Here is a 22,552-nt window from a genome sequence, read left to right as displayed (position 1 = left end):
TCAAATCCTCTCCTTGTTGTCTAAAGTACCGATAAAAGTCAATCATTATAACATCCATAAACATCGGCAATAGAAATACTATTTTGCCGCCGTACAAAATATTGAGTGTCGTTCAGTCGGGAAAGTCTGGAATGCCTTCCTCTCAACACAATATTGATTACTTTATCTTTTAGCTCGTTCATCTCATACCCCCCCTGCTTCCCCTGCTCCCCCTGCTCCCCCTGCTCCCCCTGCTCCCTCTGCTCCCCCTGCTCCCAGACGCGCCAAGGTTGCTTCCATTACCGCTGTGGTTTGCCCAGAAACAGTAAATACCACCGCTTCACGATAGACACGTTGGGCGGCGTGGGATTGAAGATTTGCCGCACCACTGGAAACCGTTACCGCCGCATTAGTACACCGCCCTGCTAGGTTAATTGCCCACGCCCTTAGCTGTAGGGATTGGGGACGTTTTTTCCCTATGTAGGGGCGGGTTTCACTATTATCATTTGTTGTCACCCGGATGTTTCTAAACCCGCCCTCATCTCCCCTATCTTCTCTATCTCCCCCATCCTCGGTGTCAGCAGAATTTGCTGATAATGCTGCCATCATTGTGGCTTCACAGTCGCAGACTTCGGCGGTGAGAGCATTAAAAGCGTTTTGAATAAATCCTAATTGCTTGCGTTGATAAGCGGCGGCAATAATATCTAATCCAGCTTTAGCACAGCCTAAGGCAAAGAACCCATGATTTAATACATTTTTTCGATCTGTTTCATGAATCGCCCCGGCTTTTCTGAGGAATAAAACAGACTCGTGAGGTAAAAACCAATTCGTTAGACTCGCCGACACCGTATTCGTTGAATTCATCGCCGCTAGCGCCATCGGTTCACTAAACGCGATCGCACGTCCAACTCCTTGCTCCGTAGACGTAAAGGGTACAATACCATAGAGTTCCCGACCATCGGGTAATGTCGCCCCAATCACAAAATCCTCAAACAAGCCAAAACCCGTAACCCAAGGGACATTCCCGCTAATCTGATAGCCTCCATCCACAGGCGTCGCCTTGACTGGAGGATTCCCGGTGCGTCGCAGTTGGGAGAAACCCACACCCACTAACGCCTCACCCCTCCCCATGCGGGGAAGATACTGCTGCTTTAAGGCGTGATTGTCACTCTTTGCCAAAAATCCACCTGCACTCTGATGCTGAGTTTGCAGAAAAGCCAACGCACCGGAATAGCGAGAGACTTGTTGTTGGAAGTGAAAGAAGGTGACAGGATTCACCTCAGCACCTCCCCAATCTTGGGGAACCTTCAGCGCTAGGAGGTTGCGAGCGCCTAATCCTTTCAGTGCGGTTCGTAATGCTTCCGTATCCTGATCGATCTGTGAAGCGTCAGGGGCGACAATTTCGCGCAAGTAAGCCTCCGCTACCTCTAAAAGGTTAGACGGATTCGCGATTCCCTTCGGGATAGCTTCGCTTCGCGCGTTAGGAACACCTTGGTTCGCTGTAGTTGGTGACATTAGGTAACAAACAGTTCAACAATTCCTTTCTCAGGTTATCCGACCAACTTAAGTCCTGAACACTGTATCACGTCAGATCAAGCTGATGTGTATTTAAATTAGCTATTCCCTATTCCTACCCTAGCCAATCCGTCAAGGCTGAACTGTTTATGAAGCTTTAATAAAGAACAACCTGAGACTGACTTTGGTAAATCCGATTATTATTTTTTATGTTTTTCTCTTTTATGGCATCTTTTTAGTTGCTTTACGTATTGCTTAGATACATTACTTCATTTTATTTATTGATTCTATACTTTTTTATTCATTTCTATATTTCCGGAGCAATTGGCGTCAATTATTGTTAAGTTTAAACTAAAATATCACTCCTGATTATCAAAATATCTTATGAGAGTATATTTTGAGTTTTAACAAGATATTGTAAAGGCACTAGCATTTTTAATTCAGCCAGGGTAAGGTATAAAACAAATATTTTTATCAGAGTTTAATCAGGGTGAAACAATGAAATACTCCGTTGCCGAAAAATCCCGTCTTAACTCTTCCAGCCCGCCCCAAGCCGAAAAAACGCCATCTGATTTTTGGCTTTCCCTGAGAACCAACGTCAAGTTAAAACATCAGGCTCCTGCCATTCAGCCTGTTTCACGCAACCAAAACTTACCCCTTTCCTTCAACCAAGAACGACTCTGGTATCTGGAACAGTTACAGCCCGATACTTCTGTACATAATATCTTGCATTGCTTGCATCTTCAAGGTGAACTCAATGTAGCAGCACTAGAGATGAGTCTGAGGGAAATTATTCGACGCCATGAAATCCTGCGAACCACATTTCCAACCGTAAATGGACAACCCATCCAAGTGATCTGTCCAGACATTGATTGGACTCTGCCAATTATAGACTTGCAAGAACTGCCTCTAGAGCAAAGAAAAACTCAAGCCCAAAAACTCGCTGCCCAAGATGCCAAGCAACCGTTTGACTTGACAAAAAGCCCATTGTGGTGTCTAAAACTGTTGCGTCTAACTAAACAAGAACACATACTGGTACGAACCATACACCATATCATCTTCGATGGTTGGTCTGACCGAGTATTCCTAAGGGAAGTCGGCGTACTTTACGATGCCTTTTCCCAGGGAAAACCATCGCCACTTTCGGAACTGCCAATTCAGTATGCCGACTATGCCCAAACCCAACGGCAATGGCTACAAGGCGAGGTATTCTCCTCTCAACTTGACTACTGGCAGAATCACCTAAGTGGCATTTCGGCTCTGGAATTACCCACAGATTACCCACCTCCACCTGTGCCAAGTTACCAAGGTGCTTATCAACCCTTTGAGTTATCACAAAGCTTAACCCAGACGCTCAAGAAATTGAGTTATCAGGAAGGTGTTTCTCTGTTCGTCACCCTGTTAACCGCCTTTAAAACCTTGCTCTACTTATATACAGAGCAAGAAGACATGATTGTCTGTTCCCCTGTTGTCGGTCGTCATCAAGTGGAATCAAAAGGGTTAATTGGCTACTTCAATAATATAGTAGCGCTCCGTACTGACTTATCAGGAAACCCCAGTTTTCGAGAACTGTTGCATCAAATCAGTCACGTTTCCTCACAAGCATTTGCCCACCAAGATATACCCTTACAAAAGGTGGCAGAACTCCCCAATTTAGTTCACACACCGCTGACGCGAGGTATGTTTATCTTGCAAAATACACCCAATCCGTCATTAGCTCTCGATGGGTTAACCGTGAACTCCTTGTATGTAAACCGGGAAATCGCCAACTTTGATTTGTCTCTTTCCCTGCAAGAAAAATTAGGAAAATTAACAGGAGGATGGCAGTACAAAACAGACCTATTCAAGGCGACGAGCATAACTCAGATGTTGGCGCATTTCCAGACCTTACTAGAACGCTTAGTTATCAATCCCGAACTGTGCCTAGAAGACTTGCCACGTTTTGCTGATGGAAAACTCCATCACCGGTATGACGACAATCTGGATGCAGCTCCCTTAACTCAACAGCAACAGAAAACCTATATCGCTCCGCGAGATAAGCTGGAACACCAACTCACCCAAATTTGGGAAAAAGTTCTAGGTATTCAACCCATCGGCGTGAGGGATAATTTTTTTGAACTCGGGGGACACTCCCTGCTAGCGGTACAACTGTTCGGGCAAATCGAGAAGAAATGGAACAGAAATCTACCCGTAGCTACCCTTTTCCAAGCACCAACCGTCGAGCAACTCGCCAACCTTCTGCGCCAGTCAGGATGGTCAGCACCTTGGTCTTCATTGGTAGCGGTTCAACCAGAGGGTTCTAAGCCACCATTCTTTTGTGTCGCTGCGGCTGGCTGCACCGCCCTTGGTCTTACCACTCTGGCGCGTTGTCTTGGAGCTGACCAACCTTTTTATGGTTTGGAAGAAAAAATGGATGGAAAACAGGCTCCCAAATTGCGGATTGAAGACTTAGCCACTCATTACATCGAAGAAATATGTACTGTCCAGCCTGATGGTCCTTATTTTTTAGGAGGTCACTCCTTTGGTGGTATAGTTGCCTTTGAAATCGCTCAACAGCTACAGGCACAAGGTAAGACGGTAGCTCTGCTCGCCCTATTTGATACTGCCTATAATGGGTTGCCTATTAATAGTTCACCATCGCCTTTACCATTACCTGTACCGTCGCCTGTACCATTCCGTTCCCGTGTCTCTATACATCTGGAGCAAATTTTACAACTCGGATTTAGCGAGAAGATAACCTACATTCATGCCCACGTCAAAGAGCAATTGGGGTGGAAAGTCAGGAAGCACCAGAAAAAGCTGACCAAGTTCAGGAGCCAGATAGAGAAGAACGTCCAGAAAATTGCCTGTAATTTTTACTTGGGTATTGGACAGGAATTGCCTTACGCTCTCCGAGGATTTCATTTATTAGAGGAGAAGACAAAAGCCAGAAAAGCGTATCGACTGCAAATCTATCCCGGTCAGGTCACTGTATTCTGGGCTATGGGTGACGGACATCCTCTAAAAACTTACCATAATCGTTCAGGCTGGGGCACAGTGGCTGGAGGAGGATTGAAGCTGCACGGTGTTCCTGGCAATCATGGCAGCTTGAAGTCAGAGCCTAATGTACAGGTTCTGGCAGAAAAATTGCGGGTTTGTTTGGATGAGGCACAGGCGGAAGTGGAAAGGATGGTTGGTCAAACAGACTCCCGTTAATTCTGCACATTTTTTTATTGACTAGACCAAAAAAGTGAGGTTTAATTATGCAACCCATTGAAGAAATGCTACGCCAGCACATTGCCGAAACTATTCTGTTCAGTAGCCAAGGCTATGCTTATCCCGATGACGCTTCCTTACTGGAAAACGGCATCATTGACTCGATGAACGTGATGGAATTGGTGCTGTTTTTAGAAGAAAAATTGGGCATTCAGGTGGAAGATGTCGAGATTGTCCCGGAAAACTTTGATTCCGTTAGCAATCTAGCGGCATTTGCCCGACAAAAACAGTCCCTGTTTGTTAGTTCTTAAAGGCAGAAATTGTCATGTTGGTACAGGAATTTATCGAGTCTAGCGCTGACCGATTACCGGATAAGGTGGCGTTGATTGGCGATGGGCAACGCCTAACATATCCCGAAGTCGAGGCACAGGCAAACCGCTTGGCAAATGCGCTCTTGGCACAGGGTTTACAACGGGGCGATCGCGTCGTATTATTTCTACCTAACTGCCTAGAGTTGGCGATCGCAATTTTTGCTGTCCTCAAAGCGGGTGGCGTTTTTGTGCCACTCAACCCCAGCACGAAGTCCGATAAGTGCGCCTATATCTTAAACAATTGTCAAGCCAGAGTTTTCCTCACCAGTGGGCGACAAGCCGATTTAGCTCAACAGCTCACCCAACAGGTTCCCTCCCTCAAAACCATCATCCTGACTTCGCCACCCGCCGAGACGAGTACGGGCAATGTCCTCAACTATACCGCCATCCAGGGCGATTACGTAGCACATCGCCCTCCAAAAGTCAATATTGATCTCGACCTAGCTTGCCTAATTTACACCTCCGGTAGCACTGGCGACCCCAAAGGCGTCATGTCAGACCACAGCAATGTTGTCTTTGCTGCCAGTTCGATTATCGAATATCTGGGCAATGTCGAGAGTGATATTATCATCGGCTTGTTGCCTTTGTCCTTCGATTACGGACTGTACCAACTTTTGATGGTGTTTAAATTCGGCGGCACTCTGGTGCTGGAAAAAGGATTCACCTATCCAGCCGCCATTCTCAAACGCATGGAACAAGAGCGGGTCACTGGCTTCCCAGGCGTCCCGACAATCTACGCCATGCTACTGAAAATGGATCTGAGTGCCTACGATTTATCCAGTTTACGTTATTTGACCAACACCGCCGCCGCCTTACCTCCCTCCCACATTCTCCAAATTCGGGCTAAGTTTCCCTGGGCGACGCTGTTCTCGATGTACGGTTTAACCGAAACCAAGCGCACCCTCTATCTGCCCCCAGATCAACTCTCGCAACGTCCCGATTCCGTAGGCATCGCCATTCCTGGCACCGAAGTGTGGATTGAAGATGAACAGGGTCAGCGGCTGGGTTGCTCTCAAGTGGGTGAGTTGGTGGTGCGGGGACGCCATGTCATGCGCGGTTATTGGGGTAATCCCCAGGCAAGTGCTGCCCGTTTCCGCCCTGGATTGATTCCAGGGGAGCGGCTGTGCTACACCGGTGACCTATTTCGCATGGATGAAGAGGGGTTTATGTATTTTGTCTCGCGACAAGATGACATGATCAAAAGCCGGGGCGAGAAAGTGGCACCGAAAGAGGTGGAGAACGTGCTGTATGGTCTTCCAGGTGTTCGGGAAGCGGCGGTGATTGGCGTGGCTGACCCGGTATTGGGGCAGGTGGTCAAGGCGTTTATCGTACAGGAGGGCGATGAACTTACCCCAGCCGATATCTTACGGTATTGCCGCGCCCATTTGGAAGATTTCATGGTGCCGAAGTTAGTCGAGTTGTGTGTTCAATTGCCTAAAACCTCCTCTGGCAAAATTAAAAAGACCGATTTGAAGTGATTAGTCATTGGTCATTGGTCATTGGTCATTTGTCATTTGTCATTTGTCATTTGTCAGGGTTTGAGGACTATTTACAGAACTTACACAAAGTGGCAACAGCGCTAAAGCGCTTACTACAAACAAAAGGAGTAAGTTATGTGTGGTATTGTTGGTGTTCTCAACTTGCAGGAACCTCAGCCGATTCCGGAGACGGTTTTGCCGCAGATGTTAGCCATGATTCGTCATCGCGGTCCTGATGAGTTTGGGATTTACCGGGATGAATGGGTTAATTTGGGGAATGCTCGTCTCAGCATTATTGATTTAAGCGGTGGACAGCAACCGATTTGTAACGAAGATGAAACATTGTGGATTGTCTTCAACGGTGAAATCTTTAACTATGTGGAACTGCGCCCCCAATTAGAAGCTCTTGGTCATCGCTTTTCTACGAATTGTGACACAGAGGTGATCCTGCATCTGTATGAAGAGTATGGTGCGGATTGCTTGAATTATCTGAATGGTCAGTTTGCGATCGCGATCTGGGATACTCGTCAACGTAGCCTATTTTTGGCACGCGATCGCTTGGGGATTCGCCCCTTGTTTTATACTCTGTGCCAGGGTCAGTTAATCTTTGGTTCCGAAATCAAGACCATTCTGGCGCATCCCAGGGTTTGTGCAACAATTGATCCCGCCGCACTGACGCAGGTGTTCACGTTTTGGACGGTGTTGACACCGCACACCATTTTCCAGGACATTGATAGCCTCTCCCCCGGTCATTATCTGCACGTTCAGGATGGACAGTTAAATATCCAACCCTACTGGGAACTAGACTTTACCCCAGAAGCATCCCGGCGTACTCCCCAGGATTATCTGGATGAGTTTGAGCAACTGCTGATTGACTCCACCCTAATCCGCCTACGTGCTGATGTACCCGTTGGCGCTTACCTGAGTGGGGGGTTGGATTCTTCCACAACCACCGCGATTATCCGTCAATACGCCCAGAACTCCTTAGAAACCTTCTCTATCGCCTTCTCAGATCCAGAGTTTGATGAGAGTGAGTTCCAGCGGCGCATGGCAGATATTTTGGGTACTAACCATCGGGTTGTTTATTGTACCCATACCGATATTAGTCGCCTGTTTCCAGAGGTAATTTGGCACACAGAAACTCCCACATTACGCACCGCACCCGCACCCATGTTTATGCTATCTCGATTAGTCCGGGATTCTAGTTTAAAGGTGGTGCTTACTGGGGAAGGGGCAGATGAATTCCTTGGTGGCTATGACATTTTCAAAGAAATGGCGATACGTCGATTCTGGGCAAAACAGCCGGATTCCCAATGGCGACCGTTATTATTGAAACGGCTGTACCCGGAAATTTCCCGTTTGAGTCGTACCAGTGAAGCCTTTGTCCAAGCTTTCTTTAAAAAGAATCTCACCGATACCGAATCACCGTTCTATTCCCATATTATTCGTTGGTCAAATACGGCTCGTCTCCAGCGTTTGCTGGTTTCTAAACCAGAGGTTGGACTACTAGAGTGGGCAGAACAATTGGTTCCCCTCCAGAGCAATTTTTCCAGTTGGTCTCCTTTAGCCCAAGCGCAATACCTGGAAATTGTCACCTTCATGTCACCCTATTTGCTGTCCTCTCAAGGCGATCGCATGGCAATGGCGAATTCAGTAGAAGGGCGTTTCCCCTTTCTAGATTATCGAGTTGTGGAATTTGGCGATCGCCTGCCATCTAATCTGAAGCTGCGCGGGTTAAGGGAGAAATGGCTGCTGCGACAATTAAGCCGCAAATTACTACCCCCCGATATTTGGCAACGCCGTAAACGTCCCTACCGCGCCCCGATTCACCGCAGTTTCTTTCACCAAGATACACCGGATTACGTCTGGGAGTTGTTGTCGGAAGATGCTGTACGCGCTAGTGGTTTATTTAATCCCTTAGCGGTTAATCAACTGGTTCGCAAAGCCCAAAGTGGATCACCCTTGGGTGAAGTTGATGATATGGCGATCGCCGGCGTTTTATCCACGCAGTTGGTTGAGCAACAGTTCGTTAAAGACTTCAACTCTCGGTTATCGATATTGAACTCTTCGGATCGAGTTAAGGTTATTGATCGCAAATTAGAGGGAATTCACTAACAAACTTTAGTTGAATGGGTATAAAATTCGACCCTATAGGCGGACACATTTTTCCATTATGAAGTAAGTATAAGATGAAACCACCGAACTTGTCAATATATCAAATCGGAACCTATGGGAATTCATCAACCACAGGAGATTTAACTGTGACAAATGACGTAGCTTGCTTCTCGCGATAGCGAGTATGACATAAACAAATGACCCCTCTCACCACCCGACTTATTCAGGAGATTCTATCATGAACGATCCAGTCAAAACGGATGCAATTGGCTTCAATAAGCACTCCCTTAATTTAGATGTAGCCAACGAGACGGAACGCATTGTCGAACAGTTACGCCAAAGTGTCCATCAAACCCTACGCCGTCGCGGGGCGGTGTTGGGTATCAGTGGGGGGATTGACTCATCGGTGGTACTGGGCTTATGTGCTAAAGCCTTTGGTTCCGAACCTGTCGTCGCCTTGCTGTTACCGGAGGGTGAATCCAGTCCGGAGAGTGCTACACTGGCACAGTTAGTCGCTGATCACTATGGCGTTCAAACCATTACGGAAGACATTTCCGGGGTATTGGATGGGTTTGGCTGTTACCGCCGCCGCAACGACGCGATCGCACGGTTGTTTCCGGAATTCGGAGAGGGTTGGCAGGCTAAAATTGCCTTACCGGGAAACTTGCTGGAAAAAGAAACGCTGAATATCTTTTCCCTAACTGTAACCAATCCAGAGGGTGAGGAGTTTACCAAACGCTTACCGCCCCAAGAGTATTATCAGATTGTCGCCGCATCTAATTTTAAGCAGCGATCGCGCATGGCAATGCTCTACTATCACGCCGAATTAAATAATTATGCGGTTATCGGTACAGCGAATAAGAATGAGCATTTATTAGGCTTTTTTGTCAAGTACGGAGATGGCGGAATTGATGTTAGTCCGATTGCCCATTTGTTCAAGACACAAGTTTACCAGCTTGCTCGTTACTTAGATGTGCCAGACGAAATCCAACAACGCACGCCGACTTCGGATACGTATCCGGGTGGAAGTTCACAAGAAGAGTTTTTCTTCCGCCTACCCTTTGATATTCTGGATACAATCTGGTTCGGGTATGAACAGGGTGTTAAGAACGATGAAATCGCCCAGGCACTTGATTTGACAGTAGAGCAAGTCGAGCGGGTTGTTGCCGATATTGTCCGCAAACAGCGTACAACTTCGTATCTGAGAATACCTGTTATTAGTATGGAAAACGTTGATTAAAAACGTTATGGATTAACGCCGCCGCCAATGGGCGATGAGACGGATGCATGTCAACGTTGTAGGTTGGGTTGAGGAACGAAACCCAACGAGAGTAGGTTAGCGTCAACATTATATCAAACCTGACATGCTCCCGATGAGACGACACTTTGATAGTCTCCCAAATTCCCCAAGGCTAATCCCCGATTATTCCAGGCTTCGGCTAAGGAGGGTTGGTGTTGAATGGCTGCGTCATAAGACGCGATCGCGGGTTTGTAATTCATGCGCCGTTTGAGGTAAAGGGCGACCCGATACAATTGAGTGGATGGGTGGTGTTTATTGATGCAGGCGGGTCGCCCCTACAGTATATTGATCATTGGGTCGCTACAAGGGGTTTATTGATTCCTTTTCTTTTTCTCCTAATTTATCCATCGCTACACCCCAGTTGTACCAGGCTAATTGGTAATCCGGTTTAATTTGAATCGCTTTCTCATAAGATGCGATCGCACTTTGATAGTCTCCCAAATTCCCCAAGGCTAATCCCCGATTATTCCAGGCTTCGGCTAAGGAGGGTTGGTGTTGAATGGCTGCGTCATAAGACGCGATCGCACCCAGAAAATCTTGGTCGGCGAGTTGCTGTTTCCCTTGATTGAACCAGGTTTCGGCGGCATCACTTTCGGCTGTTTCGCTGTGATCTGTGTCTCCCGTTTCTTCCCGATAGGCTTCCCTTTTCCCCGCCGGTTTCGCCAATAAATCCTTGCCAATTTCTGCCGCAATTTCCCCTAATTCTCCACAGCCGACACCACTCATCTGCAATAATTGCCAAGCGAACTGATGATCCGCCTCGGGTAACTGGCGCAACTGCTGTCCATACTCATAGAGCCACACCTTAAAAGCGCGATCGCTACTCTGGTATCCTAAATATTGCAGGATCTGTTCCCGATTCCATCCCTGATTCACCCCAATCACCAATTGCCGAAATAACTGATGATAATCTGCATCACTCAGGCGTTTTTGCCGTCGCCTGTGTTGTTTGGGTTTGAGGAAAGGTGGTACGATTCGCCAAATCAGCCGCACTAGCCATTGCCAAAGCCGCTTGATCATCTGCTTGTGGGAAAGGGGTTATTGTCCCAGTGTATATCCTTGGATCATCGGGGTTGGCTCAATCCTGTCTCATGCGATCGCAGGTTGAGTCGGCTAAAAAATTGGATTAATTAAGGTCAACTGGGGAAAAAGTATGAAAAAATCAGTCATTTCCCCCAAAGCTTTGGCTAGGCTAATTTATTAGGTAAAATTCTAAAAAAGCATCGTCACTTATTCCATTGAATTTTAGCAATGCCACTTTGGTTTAATGCTGAGTTTCAGTCACTCCCCATAATGCATCCTCTAATGGGGCATAATCATCAATCTCTGTGAGTATGGCGAATGACGAATGACGTAGCTGGCTTCTCGCTTGGGCGAGTATGACAAATGACCTGCTTATAACTCTTTTGGTAAAATGTCAACCAACTATCGAGGTATGAATTATGTTCAAAAATATGTTACAAGTATCCTTTTACACCCGTCAATCGATTGACCTAGCCAATCTTGTCTGATTGTCCTCCGGGAAATGTTAACTTAAATAAACTTAAGTTTCATTTCTTTACATCTAACCCTTACCTAGAGTAACATCTCGTCAAATCGAGCGATGAGGTCAAGGACTTGATCAGCGTTAGCTACAATTAGGCTGAAGCTTATCAGCGATCCTATTTGAGACAGCCTATCATCGTCATCACACAGTTGAACCCTATTGAATTATCAGAGTATGCCATGAACATTAATCAGCAATTGGGCAAACTCAAACGAGGTATCTTCAGCATCAAAAAAATCCCTCGTTTTTTCATCTTACTGATAGCCACAATTGCCACGATTCAATTTCTCATTCTCCCCGCCTTGACCCAACAACCTGTCACAGTCAAGGTGTTGATGAGCGCCCTAGAAGCATCCCAGTGGCAAGAATTTGTCGATGACTTTGAAGAAGAAAATCCCAATATTAATCTAGAAATCCTGGAAGGACCTAACGAAACTAACCTGGTGGAAGACCTCTATACCTCTGCCTTTTTGTTGGGTGATTCACCTTACGATCTCGTTTATCTAGACATTGTTTGGGTACCAAAATTTGCTGCCGCCGGATGGTTAATGCCTCTATCTGAGAGAATTACTGAAGACGAATTATCAAAGTTTTTGCAAGGAGATGTAGAGGGAGGACGCTACAACGGTGAACTGTATCGGATGCCCTTCCGTTCCGACGGAGGTATGCTCTACTACCGTACTGATTTACTAGCCAAAGGTGGATACGAACCTCCAGAAACCTTTGCCGAACTCATGCAAATCTCCCAAGCCCTGCAACAGCAAACAGGCGTTAAATGGGGGTATGTATGGCAAGGAAAGCAGTACGAAGGTTTATCTGCCATGTTTGTGGAAATCCTGGAAGGATTTGGTGCATTTTGGGTGAATCCAGATACTCTAGAAGTCGGACTTGATCAGCCAGAAGCAATTCAAGCGGTCGAATTTTTACTGAATACCATTGAAAAAGATGTTTCTCCTCCCGGTGTTACCACCTACGCCGAAGAAGAAACCCGTCGCTTATTCCAAAATGGTGAAGTTATTTTCTTACGGAATTGGCCCTACGTTTACACATTGGCAGCCGACTCAGAAATTGCGGGTCAATTTGCGATTAAGCCGATGGTACACCAACCCGCAGATAGCAGTGGCGCTTGCCAAGGTGGATGGGGATTGGGGATTTCTAAATCCACGAAGCACCCTGACGAAGCCTGGAAAGTGATTGAATTTTTTAACCGTCCAGACATACAAAAAGAATTCAGTCTCGCCAACGGTTATGCCCCCGCTCTAAAATCACTCTATACCGATCCCGAACTGGTAGCTGAATATAGTTACTTTCCCCAAATGCTCGAAGTTTTAGAACAGGCGGTTCTGCGTCCTCCTATCGCCCAATACGCTCAAGCCTCAGATATTTTGCAGCGTTATCTCAGTGCGGCAATTACGCAAACACTGACGCCTGAAAAAGCGATGAATCGAGCCGCCCAGGAAACGCGAAGACTTTTAGGCAATTAAGATTCTGTAGTACGTTTAACGGCGTGTAAGTCAATCAGATTACGATGAAACAAGCTTCAATTCGGCAACGAGAGATACGAACAGGTTGGTTACTCACCCTACTCGCCATCCTGATCTTGCTCATGGTGTTTGCCTATCCCATTGGACGGGCATTTTGGTTAAGTTTATTCAATCAAAATTTAGGAACTGAGTTAAAGCCAGAATTTGCTGGCTTTGCCAATTATGTGCGGCTTGTCGGTGATGGACGCTTTTGGCAAAGTATGTGGCACACAACGGTGTTTACCCTGTCCTCGATTGTGATTGAATTAGTATTGGGAATGGCAATTGCCTTAGTTCTCAATCAAGCCTTTTTCGGACGCGGTTTAGTTCGCACCGCCGCCCTAATCCCTTGGGCGTTACCAACCGCCGTCATGGGATTAGCATGGGCGTGGATTTTTAATGACCAGTTTGGCGTTGCTAATGATATTTTGCGATTCTTGCCCGCCGTTGATCCGATCACTTGGTTAGGTGAACCCGTTCCGGCCATGATTGCATTAATTGCCGCTGATGTCTGGAAAACAACACCTTTTTTCGCGATTATTCTGCTGGCGGGATTGCAATCCATTTCCAAGGATCTTTACGAAGCCCATGCAATTGATGGGGCGTCTCCAGTCCAAAGTTTTGTACAAATTACATTACCCCTACTGACCCCTCAAATCTTAATTGCCCTCCTGTTTCGATTCGCTCAAGCCTTCGGGATTTTTGACCTCATACTGGTAATGACAGGGGGCGGTCCAGCGAATGCCACGGAAATGATTTCACTGTATATTTACGACACAGTGAGACGTTATCTAGACTTTGGTTACGGTGCAGCTTTAGTTGTCGTCACCTTCCTCTTGCTAGTTATCGCTGTGGCGATTATTGGCTTTTTGCTGTCCAAAACCCGGATTAATGTTTTAGGAGATCAATAAGTACCTGGACATAAATACCAGGACATGTTAAAACCTCTCAAATCCTTGCTATTCCCAGTTTCCTAATCTCAACCGTTACCTTTAATACAAGTCCGACTACTTAGATGCACCATGGCAATCGCTCAAGACTCATCAAAAAAACAATTCAAAATCAATAGCAAGCAAATTCTCCTCTGGGTTGGTGTGGTATTAACCCTAATCTTTTGCCTAGCGCCAGCCCTTTGGCAACTGCTGACCTCGTTCAAGATAAATGATGCAATTTCGGCAATTCCTACGGTCTATTTACCGACGCCAGATCAACTCACTTGGACGCACTACTCGCAGTTATTTGAACGGTATCCCTTTTGGCGTTATATCCTGAATAGTGCCATTGTTTCATTAACCTCTACATTCTTGTGTTTAATCGCCGGAGCGCCCGCTGCCTATGCATTAGCACGGTTAAGAATTCCCGGAGAGCGAATTGTTTTAGCCTGCGTTCTTATCGTCAGTCTCTTTCCCTACGTACTCCTGTTTCTGGGACTCTTAGAGGTGGTAAAACTGTTAGGGTTGGGGAATAACTATATTGCCCTAATTGTCCCCTATACCGGAATTAATTTACCGCTGACTATTTTGGTGCTGCGAAGTTTCTTTCAACAGCTTCCTAAGGATTTAGAAGATTCCGCCCAGGTTGATGGCTATAACACAGTACAAATGCTGTTGAAAATCGTCCTGCCGATGACTATACCTGCCCTAGTGACGACGGGGATTCTCACGTTTATCTTTGCTTGGAATGAATTTATCTTTGCCTTAACCTTTATTACACGAGATGAAATGAAAACCATTCCCGTAGCCGTGGCTCAAATTGGTGGAACCTCTGTCTTTGAAATTCCTTATGGTCCGATCGCGGCAGCGACAGTAGCGGGAACGTTGCCCCTGATTCTGTTAGTGCTGTTCTTCCAGCGTCGGATTGTTCAGGGCATCACGGCTGGGGCAGTTAAAGGGTAGGGTTATAGGGGCGACCTGCTTTTAACCCATTTCTTCTTGTCACAGATAGGGTCACAGATAGGTTTTTATCTGGGGGACCAGCCCCCCAGACCCCCCGATGGGGGACGAGCGCCTCCCCCATACCCCCTGCGCAACGCTTCGCTTGTGACTATCTCATCTGGTGGTCTAAATCTGTCAATAAGGCTTCATCTTTGGAGATACTAATGTCACTCAAAGCTTCATTTTTAAGGGTTTCAGACTGTTTATCACCAAGCGGGTCACCTTTTACCCCTTTTTTGACAGGTTTTTCTTCAAAACTCAATAGGTAAAAATCATGGCAAAACTCGAACTCCAGAATCTACGCAAAGAATACAATCCCAAAACGGTACCGATTAAAGACATTAGCCTAGATGTCGAAGATGGCGAGTTCATGACATTTATTGGACCCTCTGGCTGTGGTAAATCCACATTGCTGCGATTAATTGCCGGATTGGAGACGCCAACCAAGGGTCGAGTAGTGATCAGTGGACAAACAGTTAACGGCGTTCCCCCAGGCGATCGCAATATTGCCATGGTCTTCCAAAGTTACGCCCTCTATCCTCACATGACGGTGGAGGAAAATATCAGCGCCTCGCTGAGAATCCGTAACACTCCTAGCGAGGAAATCCGTAAGCGCATTGATGATGTGATTATCAAGCTAGATTTAAACCGTTCCTTACTCGAACGTAAACCCGGTCAACTCTCCGGTGGACAACGGCAACGGGTGGCGGTTGCCCGCGCCTTAGTTAGGGAACCGGAAGTCTTTCTATTAGATGAACCCTTGAGTAACTTAGATGCCTTACTGCGAGAACAAGTTCGGGCGGAACTCAAGCAACTGTTTAAATCCCAAAACAAGCCCGTCGTCTATGTTACCCACGACCAAACCGAGGCAATGACCCTCTCAACTCGCATTGCCTTGCTGTATGAGGGCGTCTTGCAACAGCTTGACACCCCCTATCAGATTTATACCTACCCCGCCAATAGTTTTGTTGCCAGTTTCATGGGCAGTCCGCAAATGAACCTGCTAACCCTTAGCTGTCAGGAGAATTATGCCATTCTGGGTAACTTTAAACTGAAACTGCCCGACCTGCGGAACAAACCGCGCCAAATTATCATGGGTGTTCGTCCCGAAAATGTGCGGATTGCCAAGCAAGGAGATGAACAGACCATCAAGGGTAACGTGTTTTTGGTCGAAGATATGGGTAAAGAAAAACTGATTAGCGTGCGAGTGCAGGGTTCAGACGGGTCAGAAGGTAAGACGATTCGGGCGTTGTTAGCCGCTGATAACTACTGGGATGGTGAAGAAGATACGGTGACTCTCACCCTACCGGAGAAAACGATGCACTGGTTTGATGTCGAATCAGGCGATCGCTTAACGCATCATTCCTAACCAACCCTATCATCTATCCGTAGAGACGTTGCATGCAACGTCTCTACACGGTGGAGTCAGGTTTTCCCTATACCTTTATGATTAGAAGTGGGCGTCTAGTCGAAAAATCATCAGATGGACTTTCTAGAACTTGATCCCGGTCACGTCGATATCATTCTCCAATACAAAGCTAAGTTAGAAAAGCTAGGTGTTAAACTCAATGATGAACATCTAAAAGAAACAATCTACAACTATGCCCACAACTTAGAACCCTCAATTCAAGCTTTCATCGAGTATTGTGCCAAGGGACTCCTTGAGAAGCCAAATGATTATCTAATCAAAGCCCTACGCTACGGTTGGAAACCGCGAAATATTTCAAATCCCCCCGAATTACCTGTATTCACGGCGGCTGATTTTGATACTGGACATACTCCAGAACAACGACAAGAGAACTACCGCCGATTGTGTGACTTGGTGAAACATTCTTGCCATTCCTCCAGACCATCCACCGGACTGAAACCCCTGCGCCGTCTGCGCCTCTATGGTCAACGACCTGATCCCACCACCATTGCCCAATTCATGGCAGATCCCATTCTTCGACCCGAAATCGAACGGGCAATTTCCCAGCATCCAGAATGGGGGTATGAAATTACACCCAATGGCGTTCAAGAACTAGAATTTTGAATTCCCTGTTCCCTGTTCCCTGTTCCCTGTTCCCTTTCCAATGAGTGAAACTTCTATCCGTCCAGCTTTAATTAACAACGTCATTCCCAACTCCATCGCGGCTGAGGTGGGGTTTGAACCCGGTGACGCCATTGTCTCAATTAATGGTACACCTCCCCGTGACTTAATTGACTATCAATTTCTCTGTGCCGATGAACTATTGGAATTACAAGTCCGAGATGCGGCGGGAAAAACCCATTCTGTAGAAATTGAAAAAGACTACGACGAGGATTTAGGCTTAGAATTTGCAACCGCTTTATTTGATGGCTTAATTCAGTGTAATAATCGCTGTCCCTTTTGCTTCATTGACCAACAACCTCCCGGAAAACGACAGAGTTTATATCTTAAAGATGATGACTATCGCCTCAGTTTCCTCTATGGCTCATACTTAACTCTGACCAACCTCACTCAAAGCGAATGGAATCGCATCGAACGCCTACGTCTATCTCCGTTGTATGTGTCTGTCCACGCCACCGAACCGGAGGTTCGCAGCCGACTCCTCAAAAATCCTCGTGCTGGGCAGATTTTAGACCAGTTGCAATGGTTTCAGGAACGACGATTGCAAATTCATGCTCAAGTTGTGGTTTGTCCTGGTATTAATGATGGCGTCCACTTAGAACGAACCCTCATAGATTTAGCCCAATTCCAACAGAATGAAGTCCCGGCTGTTGCTTCAGTCGCTGTCGTTCCTGTGGGATTAACTCGCTTTCGCCCCGCAGAAGATGAATTAATTCCTGTTAGTCGAGAAAAAGCCGCAGAGGTTATCCAGCAAGTTCAATCCCTGCAAACAAAATTTCGTCAACAATTCGGCTCTACTTTTGCTTGGTTAGCCGATGAGTGGTTTTTAATTGCTCAACAAGAATTACCGCCAGAATCCCATTACGAAGATTATCCGCAAATTGGTAATGGTGTGGGTTCAATTCGCCAGTTTATTAAACAATTTAAAGATACGGCTACGCGGATATTACCCACTCGTGTAGAACCTGAGCGAGAATTAACCTGGGTGGTCGGTAATGCGGTGGAAACGGCGTTTATGCCCCTAGTGCAGCAGTTGAATAAGGTTGAGGGATTGGAGGTCAAACTAGCAGCGCTACGGAGTGAGTATTGGGGACAAGAAATTACCGTTACGGGGTTGTTAACTGGACAAGATTTGCTTGGGTCATTGTCAGGAAAAGACTTCGGTGACGGGATTTTACTGCCTTCAGTCATGCTTAAACATGATGATACGCGATTTTTAGATGATATGACGGTGGCTGAGGTAAGTCGTCAGTTAGAAACACCAATTTGGGTGGTTAGTGGTATTGAGGAATTGCTTGAACGTTGTGTGGCAAAACAATTAAGTTAATTGATCAGGACTGACCTAAATTTTGTCATCTTTGGCTTGTAGTAAGGGCTTCAGCCCTAGACTCCGTTGGGTTGAGCGAAGTCGAAACCCAACCTACAACCTATCCCACCATTTTAGCTGGGTCACGCCACTACCCCAGTTGGTGCGTACTCAAGTGACTGATGTGAGCAAAATCTATTTCTCCTCATGAATATGAGTTAACCTGAAGGATGAAATAGGTTATAAGTGTGAGCATCAGACGGTGATTTCTCAGGATTTTCTCAAAACCATTGCGACTGAACGCAATCTGTCCAAATCGGAATTAGAGGTGTTGTCCCTGGCGATGGAGGGTCATGGAACGGCTGCGATCGCGTCTCACCTTCAGATTAGTGGAGATGCTGTGCGTAAGCGGCTTAGCGAAGTCTACCAAAAGTTTAAAATTCCGGGTAGAGGTCCGGTTAAGCTGACCAAATTGCAACAAATCCTGGTTAACCGCTATCAAGAGTATCTCCAGCAGCAAAAGAATACCCCAAACCGTTCCCCTGTTTCGCCGAGTCCCCCCCCTACCTCACCCCAGCCGCAAAATCGCCGCGATTGGGGGGAAGCACCCGATGTTTCTGTATTCTACGGGCGTGGCGATGAACTGAAAACCCTGGAACACTGGATTAGTCAGGAACGTTGTCGCTTGGTGGCGCTGTTGGGGATGAGTGGTATTGGTAAAACAGCGTTATCGGTGAAGTTGGCGAAACAGTTACAGGATAAATTTGAGGTTGTCCTGTGGCGATCGCTACGTCAATCCCCTTCTGTGTCTGATCTTCTCGCCGCTTTAATTCCAGACTTGTCCCAGCAACCGGAAACGGTAATACCCAAAACCCCTGATCAGCGCATCTCTTGGCTGATTGACTATTTTCGACAGCATCGTTGTTTGGTTATTTTGGATGGTGTCGAGTCGATTTTGCAGAGTGGGAAGCTAGCTGGGATTTACCGAGAAGGCTATGAAGAATATGGTGATTTTTTCCGACGTTTAGGAGAAGAACCGCACCAAAGCTGTGTATTAATTACCTCTCAGGAAAAACTGAATGAAATTTCCTTATTAGAAGGTGAGACATCACCAGTTCGTTCCTTTAAGTTAGAGGGGTTGGGAGACGCGGCTAGATTAATCTTAAAGGAAAAAGGATTATCGGGCGAGAAAAAATGGCAACCGTTAATTCAAGGGTATCGCGGTAATCCGTTTATGCTCAAACTGGTGGCGACGACAATTAAGGAAGTTTTTGATGGTGACGTGACGGATTTTTTATCAACGACGTTGTTTACTCATGATGTTAGTGATTTTATTGAGGAAGTTTTAGACCGCTTATCGGAATTAGAAGAAAGACTATTGGTTTATCTTGCCCATCAAAAAGAGGCGATTTCGTTTAAAGCATTGCAACAGCATTTTAGTGATACATCACCCCAAGAAGTGATTCGGGCGCTGGGTTCTCTGAGTCAGCGATCGCTGGTGGAAAAATCGGAGGGTCGATTTATTTTACCACCAGCCGTTCGGGAAGTGACGCTGCAATTAATGACTCCGTTAGAAGATTAACGATAGCAATTGAGCCAGTCCGCCTAGTTCAGCTAAAATATCTATAACCCCTAATCGTAACCCAAAATGACTACAACTCTTGATGTTACCGGACTCACTCCTGAACAAATCGAGCAGATCCATGGAATGATAGATACATTTAGAGCTATAAATAGATATCAGAATCCATTAACAGAGGCTCAACTGTCAGAATTCGATCCCACTCCGTTATTCTTTGAAAGCGAAATCCTACAATCCTTTAGTCGCCGTATGCTCTATGGAAACAGAGCCTAAATGAATTTATATCGACACCAATGTACTCGCCTACGTTGTCAATACTAAAGCACCTTTACACAGAGCAGCATTAGAGATATTTAGACCCAGTGAAACAGAAATTTTATGCGTCTCATCGCAAGTTTTAGCAGAATTTTACTCTTATATCACAAATCCTACCATCTTAGCCAAACCCCTAGAGCCAACAGAAGCCATGATCCGGATTAAACGGATTTGCCAAATGCCTCACGTCTGTTTGCTCCCAACTCCTCTCGATCTATTTGAACGTTGGCTGATTTTACTGGAAGAACGACCCGTGACTAATGGGGGAATTTTCGACTTACTTCATATTGCCATTATGTTAGCTCATCATGTCACTAGTATTTACACGTTTAATGTAAATGATTTTTCTTGGTGTTCTCAAATTGAAGTCATAGATCCCCGTCATATTTGAACATAGACACTATTTAATGCATTAATACACTTCATCATGGCTGCCAATATCTACAAAAACAGCCTTTCCATCTTCTGTAAAGTAGAACAATACCCTCTCATCGTAATCTACACTGAAACTCCATAAATCTTTAAGCTTGCCTGATAATTTGTGTGTTTTCAAACTTGGGTCGAAGGGATCTACCGTAAACTGTTCCAATTTTTGCCAAAACCTTGTTTCTAAATCTGGATTACCCTTAATGCGTTTTTTGAATGCACGTTTAAACGAAGAACTGAAACTGACTTCCACGATTATTCCTCTATCAGTTGTCTTAGTTCGTTAATATTGGCGGAAAACTTTAGTTCCCCTTTTTGTTGTTCAACCTGCGCTGACTTGAAGTTCCTATATATCTCGCCACGGCGTTCTTCACGGATGTATTGCTCCAACAACAGTTGAATTTCCAGCTTTTCATCTGTGGAAAGACTCTGGATCGCCTCAACGACATCATTAAAAGTCATAATTTATCATACCTCATCATACTGACCTATTCTTTACATTAACTATGGCATACTCATACCTCAATCCTCAACCTCACCCAACTCCTGCTTTCCTCTACTCAGCAAAACTAACCTTTCTCGATACCATCACTTGCTTCGACAGTACAATACAATCTACCTGATCACTGACGCACCTCTCGTCACCCTTCCTACCTTCTCCCCCTATGAACCCTCCCTTGTCAACAATACAGCACTTTCCGCTCTTATGGGATACGTTTGATCCCCCTAAATCCCCCTTAAAAAGGGGGACTTTAACGGTAGCAGGATGTGTTAATACAGCCGTTACCCCCTGTAACGCTCATCTTGTTTGTCTTTGTTACTTGTAATTATAATCTTCTTCATAGTCTATCGTTCCAAATAACTCCAAAACTTTCAGTTGTTTGCGACGTTGAATGTATTCTCGCAAAGCTGCTTTAATCAACCGATCTGCTGTTGAATGCTCGCACAATGAAAGTGCTTCTTCAAGAAGCTTTTCGTCAATTTCAAGATTGGTTGCCATGGATTTATCTAGTACAATTAAGGTATGACAATATATTCAATTTTAAGCCAGAGGACAGTTTGAGAAAGTTTTCAACTCTGATCACCGATGTGCGGCTATTCATTGACAAACGCTTACGATTCTGGCAAATCGGTTTCAACACCTAACGCTTTGAGTCTAGCTCGTAATTCTGTTACCTGCTGTTGTGCAAGTTCCCGCTGCTGTCGTTCTATCTCCGCTTGTTTCTGGGCAACTTCTGCCCTCTCCTCTGGTGTGGCGACGAGTTGACCCTCTGGGCTGAAAAAACGCAGTTTTGACTCATAAATTCCTAAAAACAGTTCCAACTGACAACTCCATAACCACCCTTGAGAAGTGGGTTCTATCGGTTGGTATTCACCCGCCATAAGTATAAACCCTTGGAATTCCAACGTATCTGGATGAAACCAAAAATATTCGGGAGTGCGGAAGGTGTCCTGGTAAAGTTTTTTCTTAAAGTTTTTATCAGCTGTAGCGGTGCTGTCAGAAAGCAGTTCCACAATTACATTCGGGTATTTTCCCTGTTCTGCCCATAATATCCAGCTTTTGCGGGGTCGATTTTCTGTTCCTAACACGACAAAAAAATCGGGTCCTCTAAAGTCTCGTGTGGTGATGTGTTCTGGGCTAAAGTAGATGGTAAGATTGCCAGTGGCATAGAAGTCGGTGCGTTCTCGCCACCACCACTTGAGGCAAGCTAGTAGAAGTTCTATTTGATCTCGATGTAGGTCACTTTCCCAGGGAGGTTCATCACTCAACAAATCACATGGAGGAATAATAATATCCTCTGTGTCGTTAAGGGAAGTAATTTGATCGGTTGGTTGTGAATCCTTGGCAAGGGTCATTGGGAGAGACGATAAACGGCT

The 22,552-nt window shown here is 45.8% G+C and carries 21 protein-coding genes; 13 read left to right on the top strand and 8 right to left on the bottom strand.

Annotation, left to right across the window (positions count from 1 at the left end; translation table 11 throughout):
• Positions 1-183 precede the first annotated feature (183 nt).
• Positions 184-1,494, bottom strand: a complete 1,311-nt coding sequence (locus tag RIB93_RS23820) for an acyl-CoA dehydrogenase family protein (RefSeq protein ID WP_446376305.1) — start codon at positions 1,492-1,494, stop codon at positions 184-186.
• Positions 1,495-1,992: 498 nt separating this feature from the next.
• Here RIB93_RS23820 and RIB93_RS23815 point away from each other — a divergent pair, with 498 nt between their 5' ends.
• The 5 genes from RIB93_RS23815 (at position 1,993) to nadE (ending at position 9,893) form a co-directional block, all read left to right on the top strand.
• Positions 1,993-4,689 (top strand): condensation domain-containing protein, encoded by a 2,697-nt coding sequence (locus RIB93_RS23815; protein WP_446376303.1) that lies wholly within the window; start codon positions 1,993-1,995, stop codon positions 4,687-4,689.
• 47 nt (positions 4,690-4,736) lie between these two features.
• Positions 4,737-5,000, top strand: a complete 264-nt coding sequence (locus RIB93_RS23810) for a phosphopantetheine-binding protein (RefSeq protein ID WP_446376301.1) — start codon at positions 4,737-4,739, stop codon at positions 4,998-5,000.
• A gap of 14 nt (positions 5,001-5,014) precedes the next feature.
• Positions 5,015-6,538, top strand: a complete 1,524-nt coding sequence (locus RIB93_RS23805) for a class I adenylate-forming enzyme family protein (RefSeq protein ID WP_446376299.1) — start codon at positions 5,015-5,017, stop codon at positions 6,536-6,538.
• A 135-nt stretch (positions 6,539-6,673) separates the two neighbouring features.
• A complete protein-coding gene (gene asnB / locus RIB93_RS23800) occupies positions 6,674-8,653 on the top strand; it encodes an asparagine synthase (glutamine-hydrolyzing) (protein ID WP_446376297.1) in 1,980 nt (659 codons plus the stop codon).
• A gap of 238 nt (positions 8,654-8,891) precedes the next feature.
• The gene (gene nadE, locus RIB93_RS23795; protein ID WP_446376295.1) at positions 8,892-9,893 is read left to right on the top strand and encodes an NAD(+) synthase; all 1,002 of its coding nucleotides are present in this window, start codon (positions 8,892-8,894) and stop codon (positions 9,891-9,893) included.
• A gap of 113 nt (positions 9,894-10,006) precedes the next feature.
• Here the strand turns inward: nadE and RIB93_RS23790 are convergent, their stop codons facing one another.
• Together RIB93_RS23790 and RIB93_RS23785 are read right to left on the bottom strand one after the other, a co-directional pair.
• Positions 10,007-10,153 (bottom strand): tetratricopeptide repeat protein, encoded by a 147-nt coding sequence (locus tag RIB93_RS23790; protein ID WP_446376293.1) that lies wholly within the window; start codon positions 10,151-10,153, stop codon positions 10,007-10,009.
• 100 nt (positions 10,154-10,253) lie between these two features.
• Positions 10,254-10,973 (bottom strand): tetratricopeptide repeat protein, encoded by a 720-nt coding sequence (locus RIB93_RS23785; RefSeq protein ID WP_446376291.1) that lies wholly within the window; start codon positions 10,971-10,973, stop codon positions 10,254-10,256.
• Positions 10,974-11,678: 705 nt separating this feature from the next.
• On the opposite strand from RIB93_RS23785, the gene RIB93_RS23780 reads away from it, so the two are divergent.
• From RIB93_RS23780 to RIB93_RS23770, 3 genes are all read left to right on the top strand, one after another.
• The gene (locus tag RIB93_RS23780; RefSeq protein WP_446376289.1) at positions 11,679-12,983 is read left to right on the top strand and encodes an ABC transporter substrate-binding protein; all 1,305 of its coding nucleotides are present in this window, start codon (positions 11,679-11,681) and stop codon (positions 12,981-12,983) included.
• A gap of 44 nt (positions 12,984-13,027) precedes the next feature.
• Complete coding sequence (locus RIB93_RS23775; protein WP_446376287.1) at positions 13,028-13,933, top strand: carbohydrate ABC transporter permease; 906 nt, start codon at positions 13,028-13,030, stop codon at positions 13,931-13,933.
• Between the two features lie 111 nt (positions 13,934-14,044).
• Positions 14,045-14,917 (top strand): carbohydrate ABC transporter permease, encoded by an 873-nt coding sequence (locus RIB93_RS23770; RefSeq protein ID WP_446376285.1) that lies wholly within the window; start codon positions 14,045-14,047, stop codon positions 14,915-14,917.
• Positions 14,918-15,065: 148 nt separating this feature from the next.
• Here the strand turns inward: RIB93_RS23770 and RIB93_RS23765 are convergent, their stop codons facing one another.
• Positions 15,066-15,218 carry a hypothetical protein gene (locus RIB93_RS23765; RefSeq protein ID WP_446376283.1) on the bottom strand — a complete coding sequence of 51 codons (153 nt, stop codon included), beginning with the start codon at positions 15,216-15,218 and terminating at the stop codon, positions 15,066-15,068.
• A gap of 12 nt (positions 15,219-15,230) precedes the next feature.
• On the opposite strand from RIB93_RS23765, the gene RIB93_RS23760 reads away from it, so the two are divergent.
• The 5 genes from RIB93_RS23760 (at position 15,231) to RIB93_RS23740 (ending at position 20,639) form a co-directional block, all read left to right on the top strand.
• Positions 15,231-16,325: an ABC transporter ATP-binding protein gene (locus RIB93_RS23760; RefSeq protein WP_446376281.1), complete on the top strand. Its 1,095-nt coding sequence runs from the start codon at positions 15,231-15,233 to the stop codon at positions 16,323-16,325.
• A gap of 114 nt (positions 16,326-16,439) precedes the next feature.
• Entirely contained in the window at positions 16,440-16,988 is a 549-nt protein-coding gene (locus RIB93_RS23755) for a hypothetical protein (protein ID WP_446376279.1), read from the top strand.
• 40 nt (positions 16,989-17,028) lie between these two features.
• Positions 17,029-18,372 carry a TIGR03279 family radical SAM protein gene (locus RIB93_RS23750; RefSeq protein ID WP_446376277.1) on the top strand — a complete coding sequence of 448 codons (1,344 nt, stop codon included), beginning with the start codon at positions 17,029-17,031 and terminating at the stop codon, positions 18,370-18,372.
• Between the two features lie 241 nt (positions 18,373-18,613).
• The gene (locus RIB93_RS23745) at positions 18,614-19,933 is read left to right on the top strand and encodes an NB-ARC domain-containing protein (RefSeq protein WP_446376275.1); all 1,320 of its coding nucleotides are present in this window, start codon (positions 18,614-18,616) and stop codon (positions 19,931-19,933) included.
• 277 nt (positions 19,934-20,210) lie between these two features.
• On the top strand, positions 20,211-20,639 hold the full coding sequence (locus tag RIB93_RS23740; protein WP_446376307.1) for a type II toxin-antitoxin system VapC family toxin: 429 nt from the start codon (positions 20,211-20,213) through the stop codon (positions 20,637-20,639).
• 21 nt (positions 20,640-20,660) lie between these two features.
• Here the strand turns inward: RIB93_RS23740 and RIB93_RS23735 are convergent, their stop codons facing one another.
• From RIB93_RS23735 to RIB93_RS23720, 4 genes are all read right to left on the bottom strand, one after another.
• Positions 20,661-20,927, bottom strand: a complete 267-nt coding sequence (locus tag RIB93_RS23735; protein WP_446376273.1) for a type II toxin-antitoxin system RelE/ParE family toxin — start codon at positions 20,925-20,927, stop codon at positions 20,661-20,663.
• Between the two features lie 2 nt (positions 20,928-20,929).
• Positions 20,930-21,136, bottom strand: a complete 207-nt coding sequence (locus RIB93_RS23730; RefSeq protein WP_446376271.1) for a hypothetical protein — start codon at positions 21,134-21,136, stop codon at positions 20,930-20,932.
• Positions 21,137-21,491: 355 nt separating this feature from the next.
• Positions 21,492-21,674, bottom strand: coding sequence for a type II toxin-antitoxin system VapB family antitoxin (locus tag RIB93_RS23725; RefSeq protein ID WP_446376269.1), 183 nt, complete (start codon positions 21,672-21,674; stop codon positions 21,492-21,494).
• A 113-nt stretch (positions 21,675-21,787) separates the two neighbouring features.
• Positions 21,788-22,531, bottom strand: coding sequence for a Uma2 family endonuclease (locus RIB93_RS23720; protein ID WP_446376267.1), 744 nt, complete (start codon positions 22,529-22,531; stop codon positions 21,788-21,790).
• Positions 22,532-22,552: the final 21 nt, after the last annotated feature.

This window comes from Coleofasciculus sp. D1-CHI-01, from assembly GCF_040218875.1.
Lineage (GTDB): Bacteria > Cyanobacteriota > Cyanobacteriia > Cyanobacteriales > Coleofasciculaceae > Coleofasciculus.
Note: the sequence above shows the minus strand (reverse complement) of the source record. Positions and strands in the feature narration are given on the sequence as shown.

Coding starts and splice junctions, on each gene's coding strand:
- RIB93_RS23770 (WP_446376285.1), top strand. CDS start 14,045: ATGGCAATCGCTCAAGACTCATCAAAAAAACAATTCAAAATCAATAGC.
- nadE (WP_446376295.1), top strand. CDS start 8,892: ATGAACGATCCAGTCAAAACGGATGCAATTGGCTTCAATAAGCACTCC.
- asnB (WP_446376297.1), top strand. CDS start 6,674: ATGTGTGGTATTGTTGGTGTTCTCAACTTGCAGGAACCTCAGCCGATT.
- RIB93_RS23755 (WP_446376279.1), top strand. CDS start 16,440: ATGGACTTTCTAGAACTTGATCCCGGTCACGTCGATATCATTCTCCAA.
- RIB93_RS23760 (WP_446376281.1), top strand. CDS start 15,231: ATGGCAAAACTCGAACTCCAGAATCTACGCAAAGAATACAATCCCAAA.
- RIB93_RS23780 (WP_446376289.1), top strand. CDS start 11,679: ATGAACATTAATCAGCAATTGGGCAAACTCAAACGAGGTATCTTCAGC.
- RIB93_RS23815 (WP_446376303.1), top strand. CDS start 1,993: ATGAAATACTCCGTTGCCGAAAAATCCCGTCTTAACTCTTCCAGCCCG.
- RIB93_RS23790 (WP_446376293.1), bottom strand. CDS start 10,153: ATGAATTACAAACCCGCGATCGCGTCTTATGACGCAGCCATTCAACAC.
- RIB93_RS23820 (WP_446376305.1), bottom strand. CDS start 1,494: ATGTCACCAACTACAGCGAACCAAGGTGTTCCTAACGCGCGAAGCGAA.
- RIB93_RS23730 (WP_446376271.1), bottom strand. CDS start 21,136: ATGACTTTTAATGATGTCGTTGAGGCGATCCAGAGTCTTTCCACAGAT.
- RIB93_RS23785 (WP_446376291.1), bottom strand. CDS start 10,973: ATGATCAAGCGGCTTTGGCAATGGCTAGTGCGGCTGATTTGGCGAATC.
- RIB93_RS23805 (WP_446376299.1), top strand. CDS start 5,015: ATGTTGGTACAGGAATTTATCGAGTCTAGCGCTGACCGATTACCGGAT.
- RIB93_RS23725 (WP_446376269.1), bottom strand. CDS start 21,674: ATGGCAACCAATCTTGAAATTGACGAAAAGCTTCTTGAAGAAGCACTT.
- RIB93_RS23810 (WP_446376301.1), top strand. CDS start 4,737: ATGCAACCCATTGAAGAAATGCTACGCCAGCACATTGCCGAAACTATT.
- RIB93_RS23720 (WP_446376267.1), bottom strand. CDS start 22,531: ATGACCCTTGCCAAGGATTCACAACCAACCGATCAAATTACTTCCCTT.
- RIB93_RS23750 (WP_446376277.1), top strand. CDS start 17,029: ATGAGTGAAACTTCTATCCGTCCAGCTTTAATTAACAACGTCATTCCC.
- RIB93_RS23775 (WP_446376287.1), top strand. CDS start 13,028: ATGAAACAAGCTTCAATTCGGCAACGAGAGATACGAACAGGTTGGTTA.